Raw genomic sequence first — 20585 nt, forward strand, 5'->3', positions numbered from 1 at the left:
TCAAACTGACAGCTTCGCGACGATCTCGCCGGTCGAGACAATGGCGTTCGCGTAAGCCGGCAAGTTGAACTGCAGCGAGGCGTCCATCTCGGCGTGACCGAAGCTGCCGATGGCGTCTTTCACTAGCGTGACTTCGTAGCCGAGCTCGGCGGCAAAGCGCACGGTGGACTCGATGCACGTGTTAGCGCGCATGCCGATCACGATGACCTTGCGCACACCGTGCTTCTTGAGCTGGAGGTCGAGATCCGTGTTGGCGAATCCGCTTGAGAGCCAATGTTCTTGCGCGACGACCTCACCGGGACGCGGCTCGAAATCGGGGTGAAAGCTTCCACCCCAGGTTCCGTCCGCGAAACTGCGTCCCTTGGCAGCGGCCGCGCCGATAGGCGGTGTCGTCTTCCAATGACTGTGCAGATCACCTTCACGCCAACGATGGTGGGGCGCGATGAAGACCTGCACGTCGGCTGCACGAGCTGCAGCGAGGACCTGCCGCATATGCTCGACGACATTGTTCGCCTCGAGGGTCGTGCGGCTGAGTTCGTAGAGCTTGCCGCCCTCCGACAGGAAGTCGTTGTAGGGATCGACGATCAACAGCCCCGTCAGCTCAGGTTCGTACGTCAGCTCGGAGTTCGACTGGTTTGCCATACCGGATGTCCCTTTGGTTAGATGATCCAGTTGCTACAATATTTGAAGTCACTAAATTTGTAAAGGACATAACGTGGGATCGGCGAACGGTGGCGATCTTGGATTGCAGAGCCGACAGGTTCACAATGCAGGGTTCTGCGAGAGATCAAGATGAAACAACAGACTACTGGCGAGACGCTTTGCCCCCTCGCTCGCGCGGCTGCCATCATTGCGGATCGCTGGACGATCCTGATCCTGCGCGAGCTGAGGATGGGGAATGATCGCTTCGACGGCATTCAGGCACAGACCGGGATGTCGCCCAACCTGCTTACCCAGCGCCTCAAATCAATGGAGGACAACGGGCTCATCGAGCGTCGGGTCTATCAGGAGCGACCCAGGCGGCACTCCTACTGCATCACCGACAAGGCGCGTGAGCTTGACGGAATGATGCTGACCCTTCGTTTGTGGGGAATGCGGCACTGCGGGCTGGATCCGAAGGCTGAAGGCGCTGTGACGATGAAGCATCGTCGAACCGGTGCGGTCATCGGCATCGATTGGCAACCCGAAGAAGCGGATCTGCCGTTTACCTTTAGCCAGGTCGAGACTCAGGTAAATCCAGCATGGGCTGCCGAGCGTGCCGCTCGCGCGGAAGCCTTTGCGGCAGGACGGCGCATTCAGGTTTCCAACCGCACGCCGCAAACAAAGCGTGCCGAGGTCGCGTTGAAAACGGAAAGCGAAAAGCGCGCGCCGCGAAAGCGCGGTTCTGTTTCCGTGAAGGATTGACCTTTTATGCGGACCCGCTGGCTTTCGGGACGTGGAACGCCGGTGCCCTACGAGATCGGGCCCGCATGAGGAAAATCGGACTGTGGCTGCGCTAGTTGCTTCGCGTGCTGGAGTGCGATAGCTTCAGGCGAACTCGTCACACAGCCGTTTTGATGTCTGCTTTCGGACGCGCAAGCGACGCGCACAGGCTTGCCGGAAGACCGATTCGGTCGTCAGCTTCTGGCCGACTACTGCCCGATGCAGTCGGCCGTAATCGATCCGCCGTTCACTGTCTTGCAGAACGGAGATCCCCTTTCGGCGTGGAAGTGCCATTCATATACAACCAGTTGTAGCTAGACGCGCGCCTCTCGTTTCGGCACCCGGCGCGCAGGGCGCCGCAGGCCGGGCGTCACTCACGATTCGGTCCGACCTCGAGCGTTCGACGCTGCGCACCGCGCATCCCAACATCCCAATGTAATCGCCCTGACAACGGCGCAATCCCCGCGTTGGAACCCGATCGCGCGGGCGGCGATGGAATTTGCCGCCCGTCCCGATCGTTCTTTCCGTGGAACTGTAACAGCGGTAACGATTTCGACCGTGCAGTTGCCCCGCGTTCGCGAATTCGCACGTTCGAACGGAGTCAAAAGTGCAACAGACCAGCGATGTCTGGTTCGAGGGCGATCCGCAGCCGATCTGCGTGGATCGCGCCTTGCGAGGAGGGAAGATGAAGTCGACCATGTTCCGGATTCTCGCCGGGATGCTGGCAAGCCTGATCCTCGGAGCATCATCGGGAGTGCATGGTGAGAGCGAGGTCCAGCCGGCGCCGCAGGCCGCCGCGCCGTTGACGGCAGAGCAGCTCGATCAAACGCTCGCGCCGATCGCGCTCTATCCTGATCCGCTGGTCGCCCAGATCCTGATGGCGGCGACCTATCCGCTGGAAGTCGTCGAAGCCGATCGCTGGGTTCAGCAGCCGGGCAACGCGGCGCTTCAGGGCGGGCAGTTGACTGACGCGCTCGAGCAGCAGCCCTGGGATCCGAGTGTGAAGTCGCTCGTGCCGTTTCCACAGGTGCTGAAGATGCTCGATGACAACCTCGAGTGGACCGAGCGCATTGGCGACGCCTTTCTGGCCAGCCAGCCGGCGGTCATGGATTCGATCCAGCGCCTTCGCCAGCGTGCGCAGGCGGCAGGCACGCTGCAGTCGATACCGGAGGAGGCGGTCAACCAGGTCGGGCAGGACATCACGATTCAGCCCGCCAGCGCGGACACCGTCTACGTTCCGGTCTACAACCCGACGGTCGCCTATGGCGCCTGGCCTTATCCCGCTTATCCACCCTACTATTTCCCAAATAACTTCTACAACGCGGTGCCCGGTCCGTTCGGCTTTGGCTGGGTGAGCGTAGCCGTAGTCGTTCCGCTGTGGGGTTGGGAGCATTGTGACTGGCATCGGCACCACATCGACCTCGACCGCGACCGCTTCGCCGACCTGGACCGCCACCATCGGCCGTCGGGAGTCGAGTGGACGCACGATCCGTGGCATCGGCACGGCGTTCCGTACCGCGACCCGGTCGTGCAGAGCCGGTTTGCGTCGAACGCCGCGTCGCCGGATGCGCGCCCGGCCTCGCGCGGAAATCCGGCAGCGTTGGCCGTTCCTTCATCGCGCACCGTGCCGGCCGTCGCGGGGATGCGGGGGAGCGCTTATCCGCAGGCGGCTCCGGTGCCGGCGCCGCAGGGTCCTCATGCGCAGATGCCTCAGGTATTGACGACGCCCCGCGCACAGGTGCCCGAGTCACCGCAGGGTCCTCATGCGCAGACGCCTCGGGTGTGGACAGCGCCCCGCGCAGAGGTGACGCCGGCGCCACAGGTTCCTCACGCGCAGATGCCTCAGGTATGGACGGCGCCCCGCGCACAGGTACCTCAGCCACCGCAGGTGCCTCACGCGCAGACGCCTCAGGTATGGACGGCGCCCCGCGCACAGGTACCTCAGCCACCGCAGGTGCCCCACGTACAGGCGCCTCAAGTACTGCGGGCGCCTCCAGCGCAGATGCCGCGGCCAACCGCTGTGGTGGTGCCGCACGTCGCGCCAGGCTTCGTACCGTCCGGTCGCGGCCTTGGCATGCAGGCGCCAGCCATGCCCGGACGCGTCAGCGGCATACAAGCGCCCGTATTCCGTCCTGCAGGCGGGGTGGCGCGGCCGGCGATGTCGGACGGCGCCAGGACACACTGAAGAGCGGCATATCGGCCGCCTGCGGACAACCACGAACAGCACATCCGGCACAGGCGTCTGACGTATCGAACCTGCGACGATTGACGGGCAGCGGCAGCCCGGATCGGATCCGCGCGTTCACACGTCCTCCGAAATCGGGTTGCAGAAGCTGATGAACAGATCAGGCTGATCGAGAGTCGTCGAGGAGAAAAAGAAGCGCGTCCATGAACGGACGTGCAAATCGGAGACAAGAGAAGAAATCACTCAGAAAAAGAGAAACGAGTGAAGACAATGGCTGCCCACGACCACCCACAACGGACTGTCGTCTCACTCCGAAACGGACGTTCAATACCCAGTACCAGCGACCCGAAGCGCCGTCCACTGCTGCTAACCGTAAACGTGCACTGCGATCACGTTAGCGCGTCCTGCGCTGTCTGGAAGATCGGCGCCGCGGGTCCGATTTGAAATAATCTCCCGCCGTGTAATCGGCAAGGCGGTTAGGCATGTCCCTCCGCGCCACTGTGTCGGAGTACAGCCTCAATAAAGGATTCGGTATTGAAGAACGGCTCCTTCTCCGTAAAGAGAATTGGTTCTTTCGCAGCAGCAGTAAATATCGGTTCAGCGACCATTCGGCCGCCCTCGCTCATTTCAGCGACAAGGGCCGGAGGGAGTTTGCCGCTTGTGATAAGGGCAGCCACGGCTTGCAGCCTGGAATGAACCGCAAACGCCTTGTAATGTTGCCCTTTAAAGAGACGCGCAACGCAGCTCGTCCGCCCCTCCCAATTCCGTTTCTCAGGCGGAAGGTTATGAACTTCGTGGCTCGCAAGAATCAAGTCCTCCACGGAGACAGCAACCGAGTTGAGGCGAGCGATCAGGTTCGCGGTGTCTTGATCCATGGACTTGCCTCACATGATGTTGAGCGACGCGCCCGAGCAACGAGGCGCAGGCGACCCTCGGGAGGTGCGCCCACGCTTGCTGCAGCGGTGTCGTCACACTCGTTTAGAGCGCGGCTGCAACCGCGCGTCGACCGTTTCCCCGGCCGAGCAGGTCGTAGCGATCGAGATTCATGACCTTGTTCCACGCCGCCACGAAGTCGCGCACGAATCTCTCCTTCCCGTCGTCGCACGCGTAGACCTCGGCCAGCGCGCGCAATTGAGAATGCGCCCCGAAGACGAGGTCGGCAGCCGTCGCTGTCCACCTGGTCTTGCCCGTAGTGCGATCATTGCCCTCGTACACGTTCTTGTCCGAGACGGAAGGTCTCCACGCTGTGCCGATGTCGAGCAAGTTCACGAAGAAGTCGTTGCTCAACGTGCCCGGCTTGTCGGTGAACACGCCGTGCTTCGATTGCCCGTGGTTTGCACCGAGCATGCGCATGCCGCCGACGAGAACCGTCATCTGGGGCGCGGTCAGCTTTAAGAGGTTGGCCCGGTCCAGCAGACGGGTCTCCGGCGACACAGGGTCTTCCGCTCGGAAATAGTTGCGGAACCCGTCGCCGATCGGTTCGAGCACATCAAAGATGCTCTCATCCGTCTGTTCCTGCGAGGCATCGGTGCGACCCGGCGCGAACGGGACGCTAATTTTGTATCCAGCCTTTCCGGCCGCTTCCTCGACGGCAGCGCACCCGCCGAGGACAATCAGATCGGCGAGCGAAACCTTCTTGCCGCCGGACTGCGAGCCGTTGAAGTCTTTCTGGATGCGCTCAAGGGCTGTCAGGACCTTTGCCAGCCGCGGCGGCTCATTGGACTCCCAATCCTTTTGCGGCGCCAGGCGAATCCGCGCGCCGTTGGCACCACCACGTTTATCGGTGCCACGGAAGCTGGCGGCAGCACCCCAGGCTGTGGAAACCAATTCAGGGACGGACAAACCAGAGTCGAGGACCGTGCGCTTGAGGGCGACGATATCCTGTTCGCTGACCAGCTCATGATCGACGGGTGGTATCGGGTCTTGCCAAAGCTGCGCCTCCGGGACCCAGGGGCCCAAATAGCGTGAGCGGGGACCCATGTCGCGGTGAAGCAACTTGAACCAGGCTTTGGCAAACGCGTCCTCAAGCTGGTCTGGGTTGTCGTAGAAGCGCTTCGCAATCGGCCCGTAAATCGGATCCATTCGCAGCGACAGGTCTGTCGTCAGCATCGTCGGCGCGTGCCGCTTGGACGCCTCGTGTGCATCGGGCACAGTGTCGTTCGCCTCGGGATTCTTGGGCGTCCACTGCTTCGCGCCCGCAGGGCTCGTCGTCAGCTCCCACTCGTACTTGAACAGGTTCTCCAGAAACCCGTTGTCCCATTTGGTCGGATTGTTGGTCCATACGCCTTCAAGCCCGCTGGTAATCGCATCGGAACCCTTGCCGCTGCCGAACTTGTTCTTCCAGCCTAGGCCTTGCTCCTCGATCGAGGCGCCCTCTGGTTCCGGGCCGACATTCCCTACCGCCGGCGCAGCACCATGCGTCTTGCCGACCGTGTGGCCGCCCACGATGAGCGCAACGGTTTCTTCGTCGTTCATAGCCATGCGGCCAAAAGTATCGCGGATGTCCTTGGCCGCAGCGAGCGGATCGGGGTTGCCCCCCGGTCCCTCGGGATTGACGTAGATCAGGCCCATCTGCACGTTGGCGAGCGGCTTGGCGAGTTCCCGGTCGCCGCTGTAGCGCTCGTCCCCCAGCCACGTGTCCTCCGGACCCCAAAAAATGTCTTCGGGCTCCCAGACGTCGGGCCGGCCAAAACCGAAGCCGAAGGTCTTGAAGCCCATCGATTCATAAGCCACATTGCCGGCCAAGATCAGCAGATCGGCCCAAGAAATCTTCTGGCCGTACTTCTGCTTGATGGGCCAGAGCAGCCGGCGCGCCTTGTCGAGATTGGCGTTGTCCGGCCAACTGTTCAGCGGCGCAAACCGCTGCTGGCCCTCGCCGCCGCCGCCGCGACCATCGGCGATGCGATACGTGCCGGCGGCATGCCAGGACATGCGGATGAACAAGGGCCCGTAGTGGCCGTAGTCGGCCGGCCACCAATCCTGGGATGTGGTCATGAGCTTGATGAGGTCCTGCTTCAGCGCCTCGACATCAAGACTCCTGAACTGTTCGGCATAGTCGAACTCCTCTTCCAACGGGCAGGACAGGTGCGAGTGCGTGTGAAGCACCGAAAGATCCAGCTGATTCGGCCACCAATCCTCGTTCCTCATCGGTCGGCTGACCTTTGGAGTTGGCGCGGGGATGGCAGGGCTTTCGCTTTCGCTAACACTTCCGGTGTGTCGCTTGTCAGACATATCATCCTCCATGGACCGTGGCAGCAAATTTTCGAGATGACACCTCCTGGTGTAGTTTTCTGCCGGCAGAAAATCAAACCTAGACCGTTGAAATTTAACGATCAATGCGATAGGGGAAAGCAATCGAATTAATCGCTAAAGCGGCGCGCAGTATGCTGGGGCTTGTGAGAGCTCCGCGTGCAAGCGTTCCGAGACGTTCTGCATCTCGGCGAGCGGTCGAGGTTCGACAAAGCGATCCAACAGCCAGCTGCTCTCGGTTTCCGTTCAGAATGTCGGAAAGAGGACGACGATAGGCTTGCGCGTACGGCTTCGGCTCACCGAAACCTGACCTGCTCGCTGCATATACCGGGCCCGCATCACGCATCGAGAACGTGCAAACCGATGACATCGCCGAGGAGCGAGATTGTCGCGAGGCGTTCGTAGAGCGCATTGTGTGGCTTTGTCGTAACGGCTTCTGCGTAGCGCTCGGCAAACTCGCCATACGCTTCACGTCCGATCGACTGCGTCGACTCATTCATATCGGCCATGGGTTAGCTTTGGTTTCGTCGGAGGAGTTGCAACAGTTTTTCAACGATCTGAATGCCGATGTCGAATGGCTGATTGTGGCCGGACGGAGCCGGATGACAACCGGCTCAGGTTGACCCGTCTCTGCCTATCAAGCGAAATGACTGGCCGGCTATTGCGTCAAGATCGGACACTCGCCACGGACATTTCGATCCGGCGCCCATCTGCTATGCAGGTAATAAGTCATGTTCAGTCATGCCTGCGCTACAAACATGCTTCTCCCATAGCCGGTGTTTCTCCAGGTTCCCCGTCACGCATTTGACGCTTCATGCGTGCTCCTGCTTCCATTGCCGATAACGCCGCGTCAGCCGGCGCGTGCGCAGTTGATCGAGGATCAACGTCAAGACAGCGGAATACTGGACAGGTGCCGCACGTCCTGCGCCGAGCATACGCAGATGGCGTTTGACGAGTGCCATGCGGGCGAGCCCCGCGAGTGCCCGGTCGCGCCACTCAATCGGCTGAATGTGCGCACCCAGATCCGCGCCTGACCGCCAGCGCGCAGGCAGATCGGGCATCACGGCGAGCGCCGTAGCCATGCCTACGACTGCGACGCCACTGTTCAGCACCTGCTCGGCCACAGCGCGGCGCCGGATGCCGCCGGTGGTCATGACAGGCATCGCGGCGACGCCAGCCAGATCCCTGGCGAATTCGAGGAAATAGGCTTCGCGCGCGAGGGTGCGGCCGTCGGCGGTGTTGCCCTGCATCGCGGGGCTTTCATAGCTGCCCCCGGATAGCTCGACCAGGTCAACCGGCAGTTCATTCAGCCACAGCACGACTTGCCGGGCGTCCTCTTCCGAAAAGCCACCGCGCTGAAAGTCAGCGGAGTTCAGTTTGACGGCCACGCAAAAACCCGGTGAGACCCTTGCGCGTACCGCGCGCACCACTTCCAGCAGCAGGCGGGCACGATTGGCAAGATCGCCTCCCCAACGGTCGGAGCGGCGATTGGTCAGCGGCGAAAGGAACTGCGAGATCAAATAACCATGCGCGGCGTGAATTTCTACGCCTGTGAACCCCGCCTGCTCGGCAGCGTGCGCCGTCGCCACAAAGCGGCCAATGGTCTCGCTGATCTCGTCCTCGTTCATGGCGCTCGGCTGCGCGAACAGCTTGCTGTGTTTGCCGAGCGCCAACGGGACAGCCGAGGGCGCCCACGCCTTGCCGCCCATCGCCGCCCGCACCTGCCGGCCCGGATGGTTGATCTGCATCCACACCTGTGCACCGTTGCTGCGTGCCGCTTGTGACCATCGCGTGAACGGTGCAAGGGGCGTATTGGCATCAAGCACAATCCCGCCAGGCCCGGTCAGAGCCCGGCCGTCGATCATCACGTTGCCGGTGACGATAAGACCTGCGCCACCTTCGGCCCACGAGCGGTATAGGCGGTGGATGGTCTCGCCAGGTAGCTGCCCCGCGTCGGCAAGATTTTCTTCCATCGCCGCTTTGGCTAGACGGTTGGGCAACAAGCTGCCGTTGGGCAACTGCACGGGTGTAAACAGCGATGTAGTCATGGCGAAGTCAGTGTGCATGATGAGCGATGCCGCTATACTAAGATTCAAGTCAACTTGAAGGTCAAGCGTCATGAGAATCGGCGAACTGGCGGAAAAAACCGGCCTCGCGCCGTCAGCCATCCGCTTTTATGAGCAGAGCGGCTTGCTGCCCGCACCGGAGCGCAGTGCCAACGGTTATCGCGTCTACTCTGACACGGCCATCGGGCGCCTGCGCATGGTGCAGCTGGCGCAGAATCTGGGCTTCCCGCTCGACAAACTGCGTGAGGCCCTGGCCAGTGACGAGGATTGTCCGAAAGAGGATTTGCTGCGCAATCTCGATACGCGGCTCGACGAGATCAAGCAGCTCATGACCGCCCTGCGTGCGCAACGAAAGACGCTACGCACGCTTCGCACCACGCTCAGCGAAGCTTGGGCTGCGGGAGATTGTGTCGATGGCGTGGAGTTGGCCAATCGCCTCCTGGCACAGCAGCAGGAACCGTCGCGCCGATCAAAACGTAGCGCCCGATAGCCCGCGGCAAGGCTGCCCGAGATAGAGATACGCGCACGTGATACAGGGACGGGCGACTCGTAATAACTCAACGTTCCACACGTTTCCTGTCAGGCGGATGGCCGTCACCAAGCCTGAACGGACTCACCCTATACCGCCACGATGATCCTTCGTATGTGCGATGGCGCGCAGAAGAATTCTGACGTTGGTTGATAGTGGTAGTTTTGGTCGTCTTGATATGAGGAGTGAGACCTACGTCATCCCGGCCTCAAATTCGCCATATAGATAGGTTCATCAGGATTGCTGCTTGCGGGCTGTGCCGGGACGCGTGGGTCATCGCTCGCGTAAAGGGTTTGAAGCGAACCATGGTCATCATTCGGGGCAATTCCAGGTTTAGGCTCTTGCTGCGCACCGGGTTTGTGGCATTGGCGTACTACGCAGGCGCAAAAGTAGGTCTTGCTTATGCGATAGTGGGCGGCGCAGTGTCTCTGGTGTGGCCTTCCAGCGGCATCGCCCTTGTTGCGCTGCTCGCTCTGGGCTTCGAAATTGCCCCCGGAATCGTCATTGGCTCCTTCGTGGCCAACGTGTCCGTGGGCGTGCCCTTGCCCGTGGCCGCGGCGATTAGCGCAGGCGCTACAGTTGCAGCCTTGACGGCAGCAATACTGTTGAACCGCGTAGCCCGATTCCAGATCACCCTCAATCGCATCAAGGACGTGTTAGCCCTCATCGTCCTGGCTGCGGCGCTCAGTACGGCAGTGAGTGCGCTAATTGGCGCGACCGCTTTATTCGGAGCGGGCCTGGTGCCGGTCACCGAGTACGGCGCAGCCTTTCTGAAATGGTGGCTCGGTGACATGATGGGGGTCCTGGTCGTGGCCCCGCCCCTGTTCAGCTTCCTCACGTATTCGAACCCTGTCCGCTCCGCGGAGCAGACCGTAGAAGCGTGTGGACTGACCATTGCGACCTTCTGGGTGAGTTACCTCATCTTCGACGCCCCGCAACTTGCCGGTCACGGCTACTATCCTGCAGCCTTGGCGATCTTTCCGTTCATTATCTGGGCGGCTCTGCGCTTCGATCACCTGGGCACCAGCATCGCGACCTTGATGGTCTCAGTCGTGGCCATCTGGGGTACCACCCACGGCACGGGCCCCTTCGCCGCCGAATCTCCGGTGGATAGCCTCGTAAGGTGGTGCACCTTTGCGAACGTCGTGGCGGTAACCGGACTGCTGCTGGTGGCGGCACGTGCTCAGGAGCGGCGCGTCCATAGCCTGCTACAGGCATCCCACATCGAATTGGAACGGCGCGTCCAGGAGCGAACCGAAGACCTGGAGAAGACAAACAATGAACTAAAGGAGGAGATGGCGCGGCGCCGTGTGTTGGAAGGAGAACTGATCCAGATCGGCGATCAGCAGCAGAGACTCTTCGGCCGGGAACTGCATGACGGACTTGGGCAACACCTGACCAGCCTGGGTCTGTACAGCGCCGCCTTGAATCAGAAACTGCAGACGCAGGGCCACCCGGCCGCCGCCGATGCCGCTACCATCGTCGGATTGGTGAAGCAGGCGTCCTTGATGACCCGCAGGATTGCCCATGGCCTGGACCCGGTCGCCATGGAATATGGTGGCCTTGCGGCCGCACTTCATGCGCTGGCGGAGACGGCTCGCACGCTTAATGGCATAGACTGCGTGCTCCGGATCAGGCCAGATGTGGACTTACTGGATCCGCCGACGCAGATCAACCTGTACCGTGCGGCACAGGAAGCAGTCAACAACGCGCTGAAATATAGCAAAGGCCGTCACATTTGGATCGACCTGGAGCGCATAGGCGGTTTGCAGACGCTTTCAATCAGTGACGACGGGCTGGGCGTCGGCCCGGAACAAATGGAGCGTGCCTCAGGACTGGGACTTCACAACCTGCGTCACCGGGCGAGCCTTCTGGGCGGCTCTTGCACGGTGGCCCGCAATGCTTTGGGTGGCACCACGGTCGCCATCAGCTATCCGCTACCGGAGGGTCCGGGCCATGCACGGGAAATCGTCTAGCCCTGGCCGTGCAACTCAAATTCTGATCGTGGATGACCACCCCATCATCCGGGAGGGGATGACGCACTTGCTGAATCTGCAAGGGGACCTGCACGTCTGCTGTGCGGCCGGCAGCGCCGAAGAAGCCTTGGCGGCGATGGCCTGCCAGCCCGACATGGCCATTGTGGACATCAGTCTGCAATCGGACTCCGGCGTGGATCTTGTCAAGACCCTCCGCCACCGCTACCCAAATTTGGCAATCCTCGTCCTCAGCATGCATGACGAAAGCCTGTTTGCCGAACGCGCACTACGGGCCGGGGCAAACGGGTATCTGATGAAACTCGAGGCCACAGAGCATGTCGTGAGCGCTATCCGCGAAGTGCTGGCAGGCAATATCTATTTGAGCGCCGCCATGCATGAAAAGCTGGCGCGGTCCCTTGCGGGTCCCCAAAAAATGCCGGCGGGCCCAATTGCGAGCCTTTCGGAACGGGAATTCGAGGTCCTGCACCTGATCGGACTCGGCTTCAGTACCCGCGAAATCGCCGCGAAACTGAATCGGAGCGTCAAGACCATCGAGGCACACCAAGCCAACATCAAAGAAAAGCTGAATATCCGTAACGGCAAGGAGCTGATGCGCTTCGCAATTCAGTGGATCGAGAGCCAATAGGCGGAGCCCAGTCACTGAATAAGGCAATCCCCTAGCCTCGTTTAGGAAGGTTGCCTTATTCATGCGCATGTGGTCAGCGCATACAGTGCAGTGGTACCTGCCGGCGTGCCGCAATTCTTGGGCGAGGTGGGCAGGCGCAACCCAAAAGCTCAATGGGGGTCGCCGCCATGAACACCAAATTCCAGCGAACCGTTGTCGTTCTGATCTCCGCACTCATTTCCGGAACGGCCCGCGACCTATGGCCGGTGTTTCGACGTATCGCGGTTACGTGCATCGTCGCGAGCCAAGCGTTGGCAGCGCAGGCGGAAGGAGGAATCACGGGCGCCGGCTCGAGCTTCTTCGATCCCCTGGTGCAGAAGTGGGCCGCCTCCTATTACGACAAAACCGGCCAGCAGGTGAGTTTTCATCCCATTGGCTCGGGGAACGGCATTGATCAGCTGAAAGCGGCTAAGGTGAATTTCGGCGCCTCGGACATGCCGCTGAAACCAGACGAATTGCGCGCGTTTGGACTCATCCAATTTCCGGTGGCGGCGGGCGGCCTCGTGCCGGTGGTCAACCTCGATGGCATTGCCGCAGGACAGCTTCGCTTGACGGGTGCGCTGCTGGCGGACATCTACTTGGGCAAGATCACCGAATGGAACGACGCGGCCATCAGGGCGGTCAATCCCGGCCTTGCGCTCCCTGATCTGAAAATCGTCGTGGTGCATCGCGGCGATCGCTCCGGGTCGACCTTCAACTTGACGAACTACCTGTGCGCGGTGAGTGCGCAATGGCGCGAGCAGGTGGGCAGCGGCCTGACGGTCAAATGGCCCGTGGGAATCAACGCCACGAACAGCCAGCTCGTCGCCACATATGTCAAGCGGATCAAGGGCGCGATCGGCTATGTCGAACTGGCCTACGCCACGCCGGCGCACCTGGCCTATGCGATCGTTCAGAATAAAAGTGGCGCGTTTGTCGAGCCGTCGGCCGCGAGTTTCAAGGCTGCGGTGGAAACAGTGGCTTGGGGTCGTGAGGACGATTTCTACCAAATCGTCACCAATCCGCCGGGCGACCAAGCCTGGCCGATTCCTGGTGTCGTATTCATCTTGATGAAAGCCGACTCCAAGGACAAGGCTGGCGCGAACGCTGCGCTAGCGCTCTTCCGGTGGGCCCTCATCGCGGGTCGGGGAGAGGCAGCCGCTGAAAATTACGGCACCCCGCCGCCGGACTTAGTCGGGGAAATAGAAGCGTATTGGGCCCAGAACCTGACCAACGGGCAAGTCATCGGAGTCGCCGCCGTCGGCTCGCCGAAGAGCCGGACAAGCATGATGGGCCGCGGGAGATATGACTTGCCCATCCGGACGGAGCCTTGAGTTGGCTTGCGTAAGTTACACCGACGTTCTGCTTAAAGATCCGACAAATAATTCCACAATCGTTCCGGCGAGAACAACCAGCAGAACATCCATAAACACCCAGGCAGTAAGTTGCAGGAGATGCAAAAAAGGAGATAACTCGAGAATAAAGGACATTCTGCCCTGGTATTGCAAGAGCGTGCCGCGTCCTCGCAAGAACCTTTGATGCCTTTCGAGGCGGCACGAAATCCCGGCGCAAACTGCGTGATTCGATTGGCGTCGGGCATGTCATGCACCCTGCAGGAGAATACGATGAAGACTCTGACTTTGATCCCTATAGCCGCATTGACGTTGTGCACCACGCTCGCCTATGCGGGTGACACCACTGACACATCCAGCACGGCCTCCGACAGCAACGCAGCTATGACGTCGGACGCCGTCGGCGGTACGTCCGTGGGCAGTAGCGGGAGCGGTGCCCTCCGTGGCAAGACTCGCGCGGAGGTCAAACAGGAATTGCAGCGCGCCCAGCAGGACGGCACGCTGGATCGCTTGAACGCGCTCTACGGCGGACAGTGAGCAGATGCACGGGACGTGTTGCGCAACGCGCAATGCCGTACGGTGCGCGCCGCACAACGTCCCGGGAGACGACGTCAACAATTGGAGCGGGGGCCATGGTCCGGGAGAATGGCAGGACTCAAGCCGGGCGGCAGCAGGACCATGGCGAGCGGCACAACGATGAACACGAACGGGAGATTGCATCGTCGGGATGTGCTGCGGATAGCCGCAGTTTTTGGCGCGATCGGCGCGTGCGCTCCGTTCAGATTCGCGCTTGCGCAGTCGACGCCGCCGCGCACCCCTGACCAGATCCTCGGACCTTTCGACCCGGTGGTGAAAACACCTGACCCGGGCGCCGACCTGACGCATCTGCCCGGCAAGCCGGAGCGGTCCACATACTACGGACTGCCGGTCGCCACACAGGATGCGGGCTTGATCGTCAGTGTCATTCTTTCCTGGTCTTCGGTTGTTCGGGCTGCGGATCACGTCCGCGTTGCGTCGGCGCCCTCGTACATGCATCCGGGGGCGTCACATAGGTCACGTCGTCGCAGCAGCACGCATAGACGGGGAACCCGTACGCATTCGTGCGGATGATGGTCGTTGGCCCGTGCAGTGGGCACACCGCATTCATGTCGCCTCCTGAAACTCATGGTCAACCGCTTATATCGTACACGCGACTCGTCAGTACGGCTTCGACAAACTGTCGGTCGTCCGCTGCCTTTCGGCCCGGAAGATCAGTGGCCACCCAATGCGGGTGGCCATCGGCCGTGCATGGTGATCGATCATCAACAACCGCATTTCCATTGCGGCTGCTGCAGTGTCATTCCATGCTGCCCCTTGTACGCAGCGACGGATGGCGGCGCCCATCCATCCAGCATCTGCGGTGCAAGCCGGTAAATCTCGATGCCGAGTGGTCGGCACACCTCCAGCGGATCGCGCGCGTCCGGCCCCCACATCGGCAACGAGAGATCGCCGCCCGGACAGGTCGACAGCGCGCACAGCAAGTCGATCTCGGCAAAGAATTCGAGGTAGTCGCCCTTCTTTGCCGGGCATGCTTTCATGAAATATTTGTCTTCCAGATTCAGGCCGGTGCACTGGAAGACGTTGAGCACATCGTGCACGTCGTATTCGGTCAATCCGTACGGAGCGATCGCGCGTGTGAGGTTGGAGTGGCAGTGGAAATGGAAATCCTCGCCGGTCAGCATCCGGTTCACATAGGGGTCGCACCGCGTACCGAGCAGGTCGTGGACGCGGCCGCCATGCTCGTCGACGCCGTAGCCGGCGAGGCTGTCATCCGTGATCGTCACCATCGGGCGCAGGAACGGCAGCGTCGACCACAGACGGTCGAACGTGCTCACGTGCGCCTGCTGCAACTGGCGCGTGCGCGAGGCCCACATGCGCTCGCGCGGGTTGTGCAGGCTCCACATATTCAGGTCGGCCACCTGCGGACCTTCGATCGTCACGATACGAAACACATGGCCGGCCAGCACGGTCCACGCCTGACCCGCGCGGATCGGCACGACGATCGATTCGACCAGCGTGCGGGTGTCGTGCTGTGAAGCGACGCGTTGATAGAACGCCTTATCGACGTCGAGTGCGGAACCCTTGGTGGATTGATAAGCGGCAGGGTAGTTCAACATGCTGAATGCTCCTTCATGAGACTGGCGAACAGCCCGGTACGCCCATCGCCAACTTACCCAACAGTCACTTACTGTTTTCCCGAAGCAAGCTGCTGGTTACGCTCAGTGAGAAACTGGATCAGACCGTCCACGCCGCTTTGCTGGATCTTGTCGCTGAACTGCTGCCGATAGGTCTGGATCAGCCAAACGCCGAGCACGTTCAGGTCATATAAACGCCAGCCCTGCGGCGTCTTGTACAACCGGTAGTCGATCTCCGCCGGCTGTCCGTTCTTCATTGCGATCGTGCGCACCACCGCGTCCGTATCGGTTGGAGCGATGCGCGACGGCGGGTACTCGATCTGTTGATCCGCCCGGAGCTGACCAACAGCGCCCGAATACGTATGAATCAGGAGCATCTTGAACTGCTCGACCATTTGCTGCTGCTGCGCCGGTGTCGCCGTCCTCCAGTAGCGGCCCATTGTGAGCGACGTGGTGCGGCGAAAATCGGTGTAAGGAAGTATGTCCCTGTTCACGATATCCATGATGCGGGGGATATCGTCCGGCTCGATCGCCCGGGTACGCACCTCGTCGAATATCTGCTGCGTTGCGGTCTTGATCAGCGCCTGCGGGTCTGATTGGTCGACTTGCGCGTACGCCGCAACGCTGAACGAGAACAAAGCTGCGCAAAGAGGGACCAGAAATAGAGTCTTCATATGCACGATCCTGGCTGAACGCGTGAGCGCGATACGAGACAAGCATCCCCCCTCTCCGCTCGCTCGTCCCTCGTTTCGTCATAGGCCTTCGACGAGAACCGCACGATAGCGCGACCCGTTGAAGCGGTGCTGCGCGACCGCCTGATACGCCGGACCGTCGTACCACGCGCGCGCGGCCGCCGTGGACGGAAACTCCACGACCACGACGCCCTCCGGCGCGTCGCCCTCGAGCACCTGCTGAGGTCCGTAGGCGGCGAGAATCTTGACCGGGTGACCTTTGAGTGTCTCGCCGACCTTGCTGTGGTAGGTGTCGAGTTCGCCCTGATCCTGCGTGCTTTCTCGTGTAAAGACAATATAAGTCGCCATAGCATACGCTCCTGCAGTGGTGTGAAGTTGCACACGATGATGCCACCAAACCGCAAACGCCGTCGGCGCGGCGCCTCCGCGCAGGTGTCGGGTCGCCACGTAGGCGCGAGGCCCACTAGCCCACTACGGAGACGTTCGCCAGGCGATCGTAGAGTTGGAGTCGCTGGAGTTGGAGTCGCTGGAGTTGGCCAGCCGTTCTCCTGCCAGCAGCATGCGCCAGCGCGTCAGATACTTTCACTCGCCTTCAGAAAATCGACAAAGGCACGCAACGGCGCAGGCAAGTGGCGACGCCCCGGATAGTAAAGAAACGGCCCCGAGAAGCGCTGCCACCACGGCTCCAGGATCGGCTCCAATGCTCCGCTATCGAGATGCGGGCGCAGCACATCTTCGAAAATGTGGATGACGCCCACCCCTGCTACGGCCGTACTGATTGCAAGGTCGACTGCCGCGCCGGGCCTGACCAGCAGCGGTCCCGGAGGATCCAGTCGCACCACCTCGCCGCCCCGCTCAAAATCCCAGGTCGGCTTCGCGCCGCCGGCAAACTGGCCGCGCAAGCATGCGTGAGAAAGCAGGTCGCGCGGGTGCTCGGGTCTGCCGTGCGTGTCGAGATACTCCGGAGCCGCAGCCGTAGCGAAACGCTGCACACGTGGCCCGATCGGGGTGGCGATCATGTCCTGCTCGAGTCGCTCGTCATAGCGAATGCCCGCGTCGCAGCCGATCGAAAGCACATCGACGAACCCATCCTCGACCACCACCTCCACGCGGATGTCGGGATAAGCCTTGAGGAATGGCGCAATGATGGTTGGCAATACGATCCGCGCGGCGCTCGCCGGCACGTTGAGTTTGAGCGTGCCCGTCGGCTTATCTCTGAACCCGTTCAGGACATCCAGCGCCCCTTCCATCTCGCTGAACAATGGCGTCAGCTTTTCGATGAGACGCAGTCCCGCTTCGGTTGGCGCCACGCTGCGTGTCGTCCGGTTGAGCAGCCGCAGGCCGAGCTTCGACTCGAGACGACGTACGGCGATGCTGAGGCTCGAGGCGGAGACGCCACTGATTCGGGCTGCGTCACGAAAGCCGCCGGCGCGCGCGACTGAAACGAACGCGGCAAGATCGTTGAACTCCATGGCCATTGTTCACTTTGTTAAACAACCCGTGCAATTTAGATCGGATTATCTAACAACGCAAACATCTCCATACTGGCACTCGGCATTCATCAAGGAGAGCGCCATGTCGAAGTCCACATCCATCAATACATTTCCGCTTGCAGGTCGCCCCGTTCGCCGTATGGGCTACGGCGCCATGCAGCTTGCCGGACCCGGCGTATTCGGGCCGCCGAAGGATCGTGACGCGGCCATCGCGGTACTGCGCGAAGCGGTGGCGTCGGGCGTCAATCACATCGATACGAGCGACTTCTACGGGCCGTACATCACCAACCAGCTCATTCGTGAAGCGCTCCATCCGTACCCGGACGACCTTGTGATCGTCACCAAGGTGGGTGCCGTCCGTGGTGAAGACGGCTCGTGGCTACCGGCACTCGAGCCGGAAGATATCAAGCGCGGGGTCCACGACAATCTTCGCAACCTCGGTGTCGACGCGCTCGACGTCGTCAACATGCGGATCATGGGCAGCGTCCACGCCCCGACTGAAGGATCGATCGCAAAGCAGGTCGCGGCCCTTGCCGAACTTCAGCGTCAGGGGCTCGTGCGTCACATCGGCCTCTCCAACGTGACCTCGGCCCAGGTCGCCGAGGCGCAGGGCATCGCGGAGATCGTCTGCGTGCAGAACCATTACAACCTGGTCCATCGAGACGACGACGCGCTGGTCGACGAACTGGCGGGCAAGGGCATTGCCTACGTGCCGTTCTTCCCGCTTGGCGGATTCACGCCGATTCAATCGTCAGCGCTGTCCAAGGTCGCCCAGATGATCGGCGCGACGCCGATGCAGGTGGCACTCGCCTGGCTCCTCCATCGCGCGCCTAACATTCTGCTGATCCCGGGCACTTCGTCGCTCGAACATCTGCGTGAAAACATGCAGGCGGCACAATGGACCTTACCGGACACGGTGCTCGCTGAACTGGACGCGATAGGAAGCGTCAACGGGGAAAAGTGAAGCGCGCGAATTGCGCAGGAGAAGCGACCGGTGCATGTGTGACCGCACAATAGAGTTTGACACAACACATGCAATAAAATCATGTATTTAGCGACAAGTGTGATCTCACGCCAAGCTATTAGAGTTTGGCACAAGAAGTGGCTCATGCTCTGTCGCTTTCATACCGCCGGCTGGCCACCGAGAGTGCGGCTTCTGATTTCCATGCACTTGCGAAACGGAATCAGTAGCGCGCAGGCGGTCGCGGGGTGGCTGGCACACTGCGCATTACCGGTCCAACCCATGCGGGTCGCGCAGCTTGCCCCACGCTTCGTATCGCCGGCGCTTCCAGCCGTTCTTTGCCCGGATCCTGTCCAGGTGTGCACACGACGGACACCAGCGTCCGGAGACGACATTCCACGCCTTCGCCGTCCAGTCGTGGCCCCTCGCGCACCGCCATTGCAGCCGGTCGTGCGAAGACCGGAAGGTCTCCGACAGACAATCTCCGCCGCGCGCCTGCGCGATCGCCTTCATGTCTGCCAGCGTGTATTTGCGGCGGCCGCTGCAGTACGGGCACCACCAGCCACGCTGGATCATCAGGCGAGGCGCCTGCTGCCAGACATGCCCTTCGCTGCATTGCCATTCGAGCGGCGTGGCGGCACCCTGGTAACCTTCCGACAGACACCGCCCGCCGCGCAGCGCGGCCAGTTCGTGCATCCGTTCCATATCGCGGGTTTGCTTGCGCTCGTGCCGGCATTGCGGACACCAGCTTCCCGTGACCACGAGCGCGGGCGTGGCCTCCCAGACGTGTCTCTGCCCGCAGCGCCACCGCAGTTTTTCCTGCACGGTAAGATAGCTATCCGAAAGGCATTCACCGCCTCGGGTATGGGCCAGCGCCTGCATGTCGGCGAGCGAATAGCGGCGGCCACTGCAGTATGGACACCACTGGCCCTGCTGGATCCTGGTCGACGCCGCTTCCCAGGTGTGTCCCCGGGCGCATCGCCACTGCAGGTACGCGTGCGCGTTGACATACCGATCCGACAGGCATTGGCCCCCGCGTTCCGCCGCGATCTCGCGCATCCTGCCGATGCCTGTGCGACTCTGTTCGCGCTGGCATTGGGGGCACCAGTGCCCTTTGACGATGGCTGCTTTCGATTCCCACTCGTGACCCTGTGCGCAGCGCCAGCGTAACGGCTGGTGCTGGTTGAGATAATCACCGGACAGGCATTGGCCACCGCGGCTCGCGGCAAGCTCCCGCATCTGTTCGATCGTATGGCGCCGTCGCCTGTCCCAGCACAGTTGGCACCAGTGGCCAGCAAAGACAGTAGCCGGGGTCGTCTGCCAGCGATGACCGTCCGCACACTCGAACCACAGCGGGGTGGTCCCGTTGAAGTATTCCGACGACAGGCAGCGGCCGCCCAGACCGGCGGCGGCACGCTGCGCATCGGCCAGCGACCGGCGTGTACTCTTTACGGCACAGACCCGGCACCAGGTGCCGCGCTTTACGCTGTTCGGCACGGCAAGCCACCGGTGCCCTTCCGCGTATTCCCATTCCAGGCGGGTATTAGCGTTCACGTATGCCGTCGACACGCATTTGCCGCCTCGCTGCGCGGCAATGGCCTGCATCTCCTCGATCGCCAGAGGGGCAGGCCCGCGGCGTTTCGCCGGAGATCTGCGTTGCTCACCTGCTGGGGCACTGGTCGTCGTCCTGCGTTGCATATCCATTAATCCGTTTGCACAATTCCAAGGCCCGGCCGATCATCGCCACGAGCCCGGCTCGCGATTTGCGTGTCCGTCACCGCCGGCCGCGTTAGTGTTACCAGCAGGACTACGAATCAACCGG

General features: G+C 61.6%; 17 protein-coding genes and 1 pseudogene. 8 read left to right on the forward strand and 10 right to left on the reverse strand.

The features are described from left to right. Positions 1-588 (reverse strand): isochorismatase family cysteine hydrolase, encoded by a 588-nt coding sequence (locus tag WN982_RS37045; protein ID WP_341316931.1) that lies wholly within the window; start codon positions 586-588, stop codon positions 1-3. 204 nt (positions 589-792) lie between these two features. Between WN982_RS37045 and WN982_RS37050 the strand changes: the two genes are divergently transcribed. Together WN982_RS37050 and WN982_RS37055 are read left to right on the forward strand one after the other, a co-directional pair. Continuing rightward, the gene (locus WN982_RS37050) at positions 793-1404 is read left to right on the forward strand and encodes a helix-turn-helix domain-containing protein (RefSeq protein WP_341316932.1); all 612 of its coding nucleotides are present in this window, start codon (positions 793-795) and stop codon (positions 1402-1404) included. Between the two features lie 625 nt (positions 1405-2029). Then, positions 2030-3607, forward strand: a complete 1578-nt coding sequence (locus tag WN982_RS37055; protein WP_341316933.1) for a DUF3300 domain-containing protein — start codon at positions 2030-2032, stop codon at positions 3605-3607. Between the two features lie 476 nt (positions 3608-4083). Here the strand turns inward: WN982_RS37055 and WN982_RS37060 are convergent, their stop codons facing one another. The 4 genes and pseudogenes from WN982_RS37060 to WN982_RS37075 form a co-directional block, all read right to left on the reverse strand. Further along, positions 4084-4482, reverse strand: a complete 399-nt coding sequence (locus WN982_RS37060) for a hypothetical protein (protein WP_341316934.1) — start codon at positions 4480-4482, stop codon at positions 4084-4086. A 103-nt stretch (positions 4483-4585) separates the two neighbouring features. After that, a complete protein-coding gene (gene katG / locus WN982_RS37065; protein ID WP_341319548.1) occupies positions 4586-6754 on the reverse strand; it encodes a catalase/peroxidase HPI in 2169 nt (722 codons plus the stop codon). Between the two features lie 219 nt (positions 6755-6973). After that, positions 6974-7365: pseudogene (locus WN982_RS37070) on the reverse strand (hypothetical protein). 303 nt (positions 7366-7668) lie between these two features. After that, positions 7669-8904 (reverse strand): NADH:flavin oxidoreductase/NADH oxidase family protein, encoded by a 1236-nt coding sequence (locus tag WN982_RS37075; protein WP_341316935.1) that lies wholly within the window; start codon positions 8902-8904, stop codon positions 7669-7671. A gap of 70 nt (positions 8905-8974) precedes the next feature. Here WN982_RS37075 and WN982_RS37080 point away from each other — a divergent pair, with 70 nt between their 5' ends. The 5 genes from WN982_RS37080 to WN982_RS37100 all read left to right on the forward strand — a co-directional run bounded on the left by WN982_RS37080 (position 8975) and on the right by WN982_RS37100 (position 13980). Then, positions 8975-9412, forward strand: a complete 438-nt coding sequence (locus WN982_RS37080) for a MerR family transcriptional regulator (RefSeq protein WP_341316936.1) — start codon at positions 8975-8977, stop codon at positions 9410-9412. 344 nt (positions 9413-9756) lie between these two features. Next, positions 9757-11427, forward strand: coding sequence for an MASE1 domain-containing protein (locus WN982_RS37085; protein ID WP_341316937.1), 1671 nt, complete (start codon positions 9757-9759; stop codon positions 11425-11427). Further along, a complete protein-coding gene (locus WN982_RS37090) occupies positions 11408-12073 on the forward strand; it encodes a response regulator transcription factor (protein ID WP_341316938.1) in 666 nt (221 codons plus the stop codon). Before WN982_RS37085 ends, WN982_RS37090 begins: the two co-directional genes overlap by 20 nt. Positions 12074-12240: 167 nt before the next feature. Next, positions 12241-13425, forward strand: coding sequence for a phosphate ABC transporter substrate-binding protein PstS (pstS, locus tag WN982_RS37095; protein WP_341316939.1), 1185 nt, complete (start codon positions 12241-12243; stop codon positions 13423-13425). 291 nt (positions 13426-13716) lie between these two features. Beyond that, complete coding sequence (locus WN982_RS37100; RefSeq protein WP_341316940.1) at positions 13717-13980, forward strand: DUF4148 domain-containing protein; 264 nt, start codon at positions 13717-13719, stop codon at positions 13978-13980. A 764-nt stretch (positions 13981-14744) separates the two neighbouring features. Here the strand turns inward: WN982_RS37100 and WN982_RS37105 are convergent. The 4 genes from WN982_RS37105 to WN982_RS37120 all read right to left on the reverse strand — a co-directional run bounded on the left by WN982_RS37105 (position 14745) and on the right by WN982_RS37120 (position 17781). Continuing rightward, positions 14745-15599: a DUF1989 domain-containing protein gene (locus WN982_RS37105; RefSeq protein WP_341316941.1), complete on the reverse strand. Its 855-nt coding sequence runs from the start codon at positions 15597-15599 to the stop codon at positions 14745-14747. Between the two features lie 68 nt (positions 15600-15667). Then, on the reverse strand, positions 15668-16291 hold the full coding sequence (locus WN982_RS37110; RefSeq protein WP_341316942.1) for an ABC transporter substrate-binding protein: 624 nt from the start codon (positions 16289-16291) through the stop codon (positions 15668-15670). Positions 16292-16369: 78 nt separating this feature from the next. After that, positions 16370-16657 (reverse strand): DUF1330 domain-containing protein, encoded by a 288-nt coding sequence (locus WN982_RS37115; RefSeq protein ID WP_341316943.1) that lies wholly within the window; start codon positions 16655-16657, stop codon positions 16370-16372. A gap of 224 nt (positions 16658-16881) precedes the next feature. Then, the gene (locus WN982_RS37120) at positions 16882-17781 is read right to left on the reverse strand and encodes a LysR family transcriptional regulator (protein WP_341319549.1); all 900 of its coding nucleotides are present in this window, start codon (positions 17779-17781) and stop codon (positions 16882-16884) included. A gap of 103 nt (positions 17782-17884) precedes the next feature. On the opposite strand from WN982_RS37120, the gene WN982_RS37125 reads away from it, so the two are divergent. Further along, positions 17885-18766 (forward strand): aldo/keto reductase family oxidoreductase, encoded by an 882-nt coding sequence (locus WN982_RS37125; protein ID WP_341316944.1) that lies wholly within the window; start codon positions 17885-17887, stop codon positions 18764-18766. Between the two features lie 264 nt (positions 18767-19030). Here the strand turns inward: WN982_RS37125 and WN982_RS37130 are convergent, their stop codons facing one another. Next, on the reverse strand, positions 19031-20368 hold the full coding sequence (locus WN982_RS37130; protein WP_341316945.1) for a hypothetical protein: 1338 nt from the start codon (positions 20366-20368) through the stop codon (positions 19031-19033). Positions 20369-20585: the final 217 nt, after the last annotated feature.

The sequence above is a fragment of the Paraburkholderia sp. IMGN_8 genome (genome assembly GCF_038050405.1).
GTDB lineage: Bacteria > Pseudomonadota > Gammaproteobacteria > Burkholderiales > Burkholderiaceae > Paraburkholderia.

Excerpts from the sequence above, each read along its gene's own strand:
- WN982_RS37075 (WP_341316935.1), bottom strand. The coding sequence starts at position 8,904 with ATGACTACATCGCTGTTTACACCCGTGCAGTTGCCCAACGGCAGCTTG.
- WN982_RS37085 (WP_341316937.1), top strand. The coding sequence starts at position 9,757 with ATGGTCATCATTCGGGGCAATTCCAGGTTTAGGCTCTTGCTGCGCACC.
- katG (WP_341319548.1), bottom strand. The coding sequence starts at position 6,754 with ATGAGGAACGAGGATTGGTGGCCGAATCAGCTGGATCTTTCGGTGCTT.
- WN982_RS37130 (WP_341316945.1), bottom strand. The coding sequence starts at position 20,368 with ATGCAGGCCATTGCCGCGCAGCGAGGCGGCAAATGCGTGTCGACGGCA.
- WN982_RS37100 (WP_341316940.1), top strand. The coding sequence starts at position 13,717 with ATGAAGACTCTGACTTTGATCCCTATAGCCGCATTGACGTTGTGCACC.
- WN982_RS37125 (WP_341316944.1), top strand. The coding sequence starts at position 17,885 with ATGTCGAAGTCCACATCCATCAATACATTTCCGCTTGCAGGTCGCCCC.
- WN982_RS37120 (WP_341319549.1), bottom strand. The coding sequence starts at position 17,781 with ATGGAGTTCAACGATCTTGCCGCGTTCGTTTCAGTCGCGCGCGCCGGC.
- pstS (WP_341316939.1), top strand. The coding sequence starts at position 12,241 with ATGAACACCAAATTCCAGCGAACCGTTGTCGTTCTGATCTCCGCACTC.
- WN982_RS37110 (WP_341316942.1), bottom strand. The coding sequence starts at position 16,291 with ATGAAGACTCTATTTCTGGTCCCTCTTTGCGCAGCTTTGTTCTCGTTC.
- WN982_RS37060 (WP_341316934.1), bottom strand. The coding sequence starts at position 4,482 with ATGGATCAAGACACCGCGAACCTGATCGCTCGCCTCAACTCGGTTGCT.
- WN982_RS37105 (WP_341316941.1), bottom strand. The coding sequence starts at position 15,599 with ATGTTGAACTACCCTGCCGCTTATCAATCCACCAAGGGTTCCGCACTC.
- WN982_RS37090 (WP_341316938.1), top strand. The coding sequence starts at position 11,408 with ATGCACGGGAAATCGTCTAGCCCTGGCCGTGCAACTCAAATTCTGATC.
- WN982_RS37115 (WP_341316943.1), bottom strand. The coding sequence starts at position 16,657 with ATGGCGACTTATATTGTCTTTACACGAGAAAGCACGCAGGATCAGGGC.
- WN982_RS37050 (WP_341316932.1), top strand. The coding sequence starts at position 793 with ATGAAACAACAGACTACTGGCGAGACGCTTTGCCCCCTCGCTCGCGCG.
- WN982_RS37080 (WP_341316936.1), top strand. The coding sequence starts at position 8,975 with ATGAGAATCGGCGAACTGGCGGAAAAAACCGGCCTCGCGCCGTCAGCC.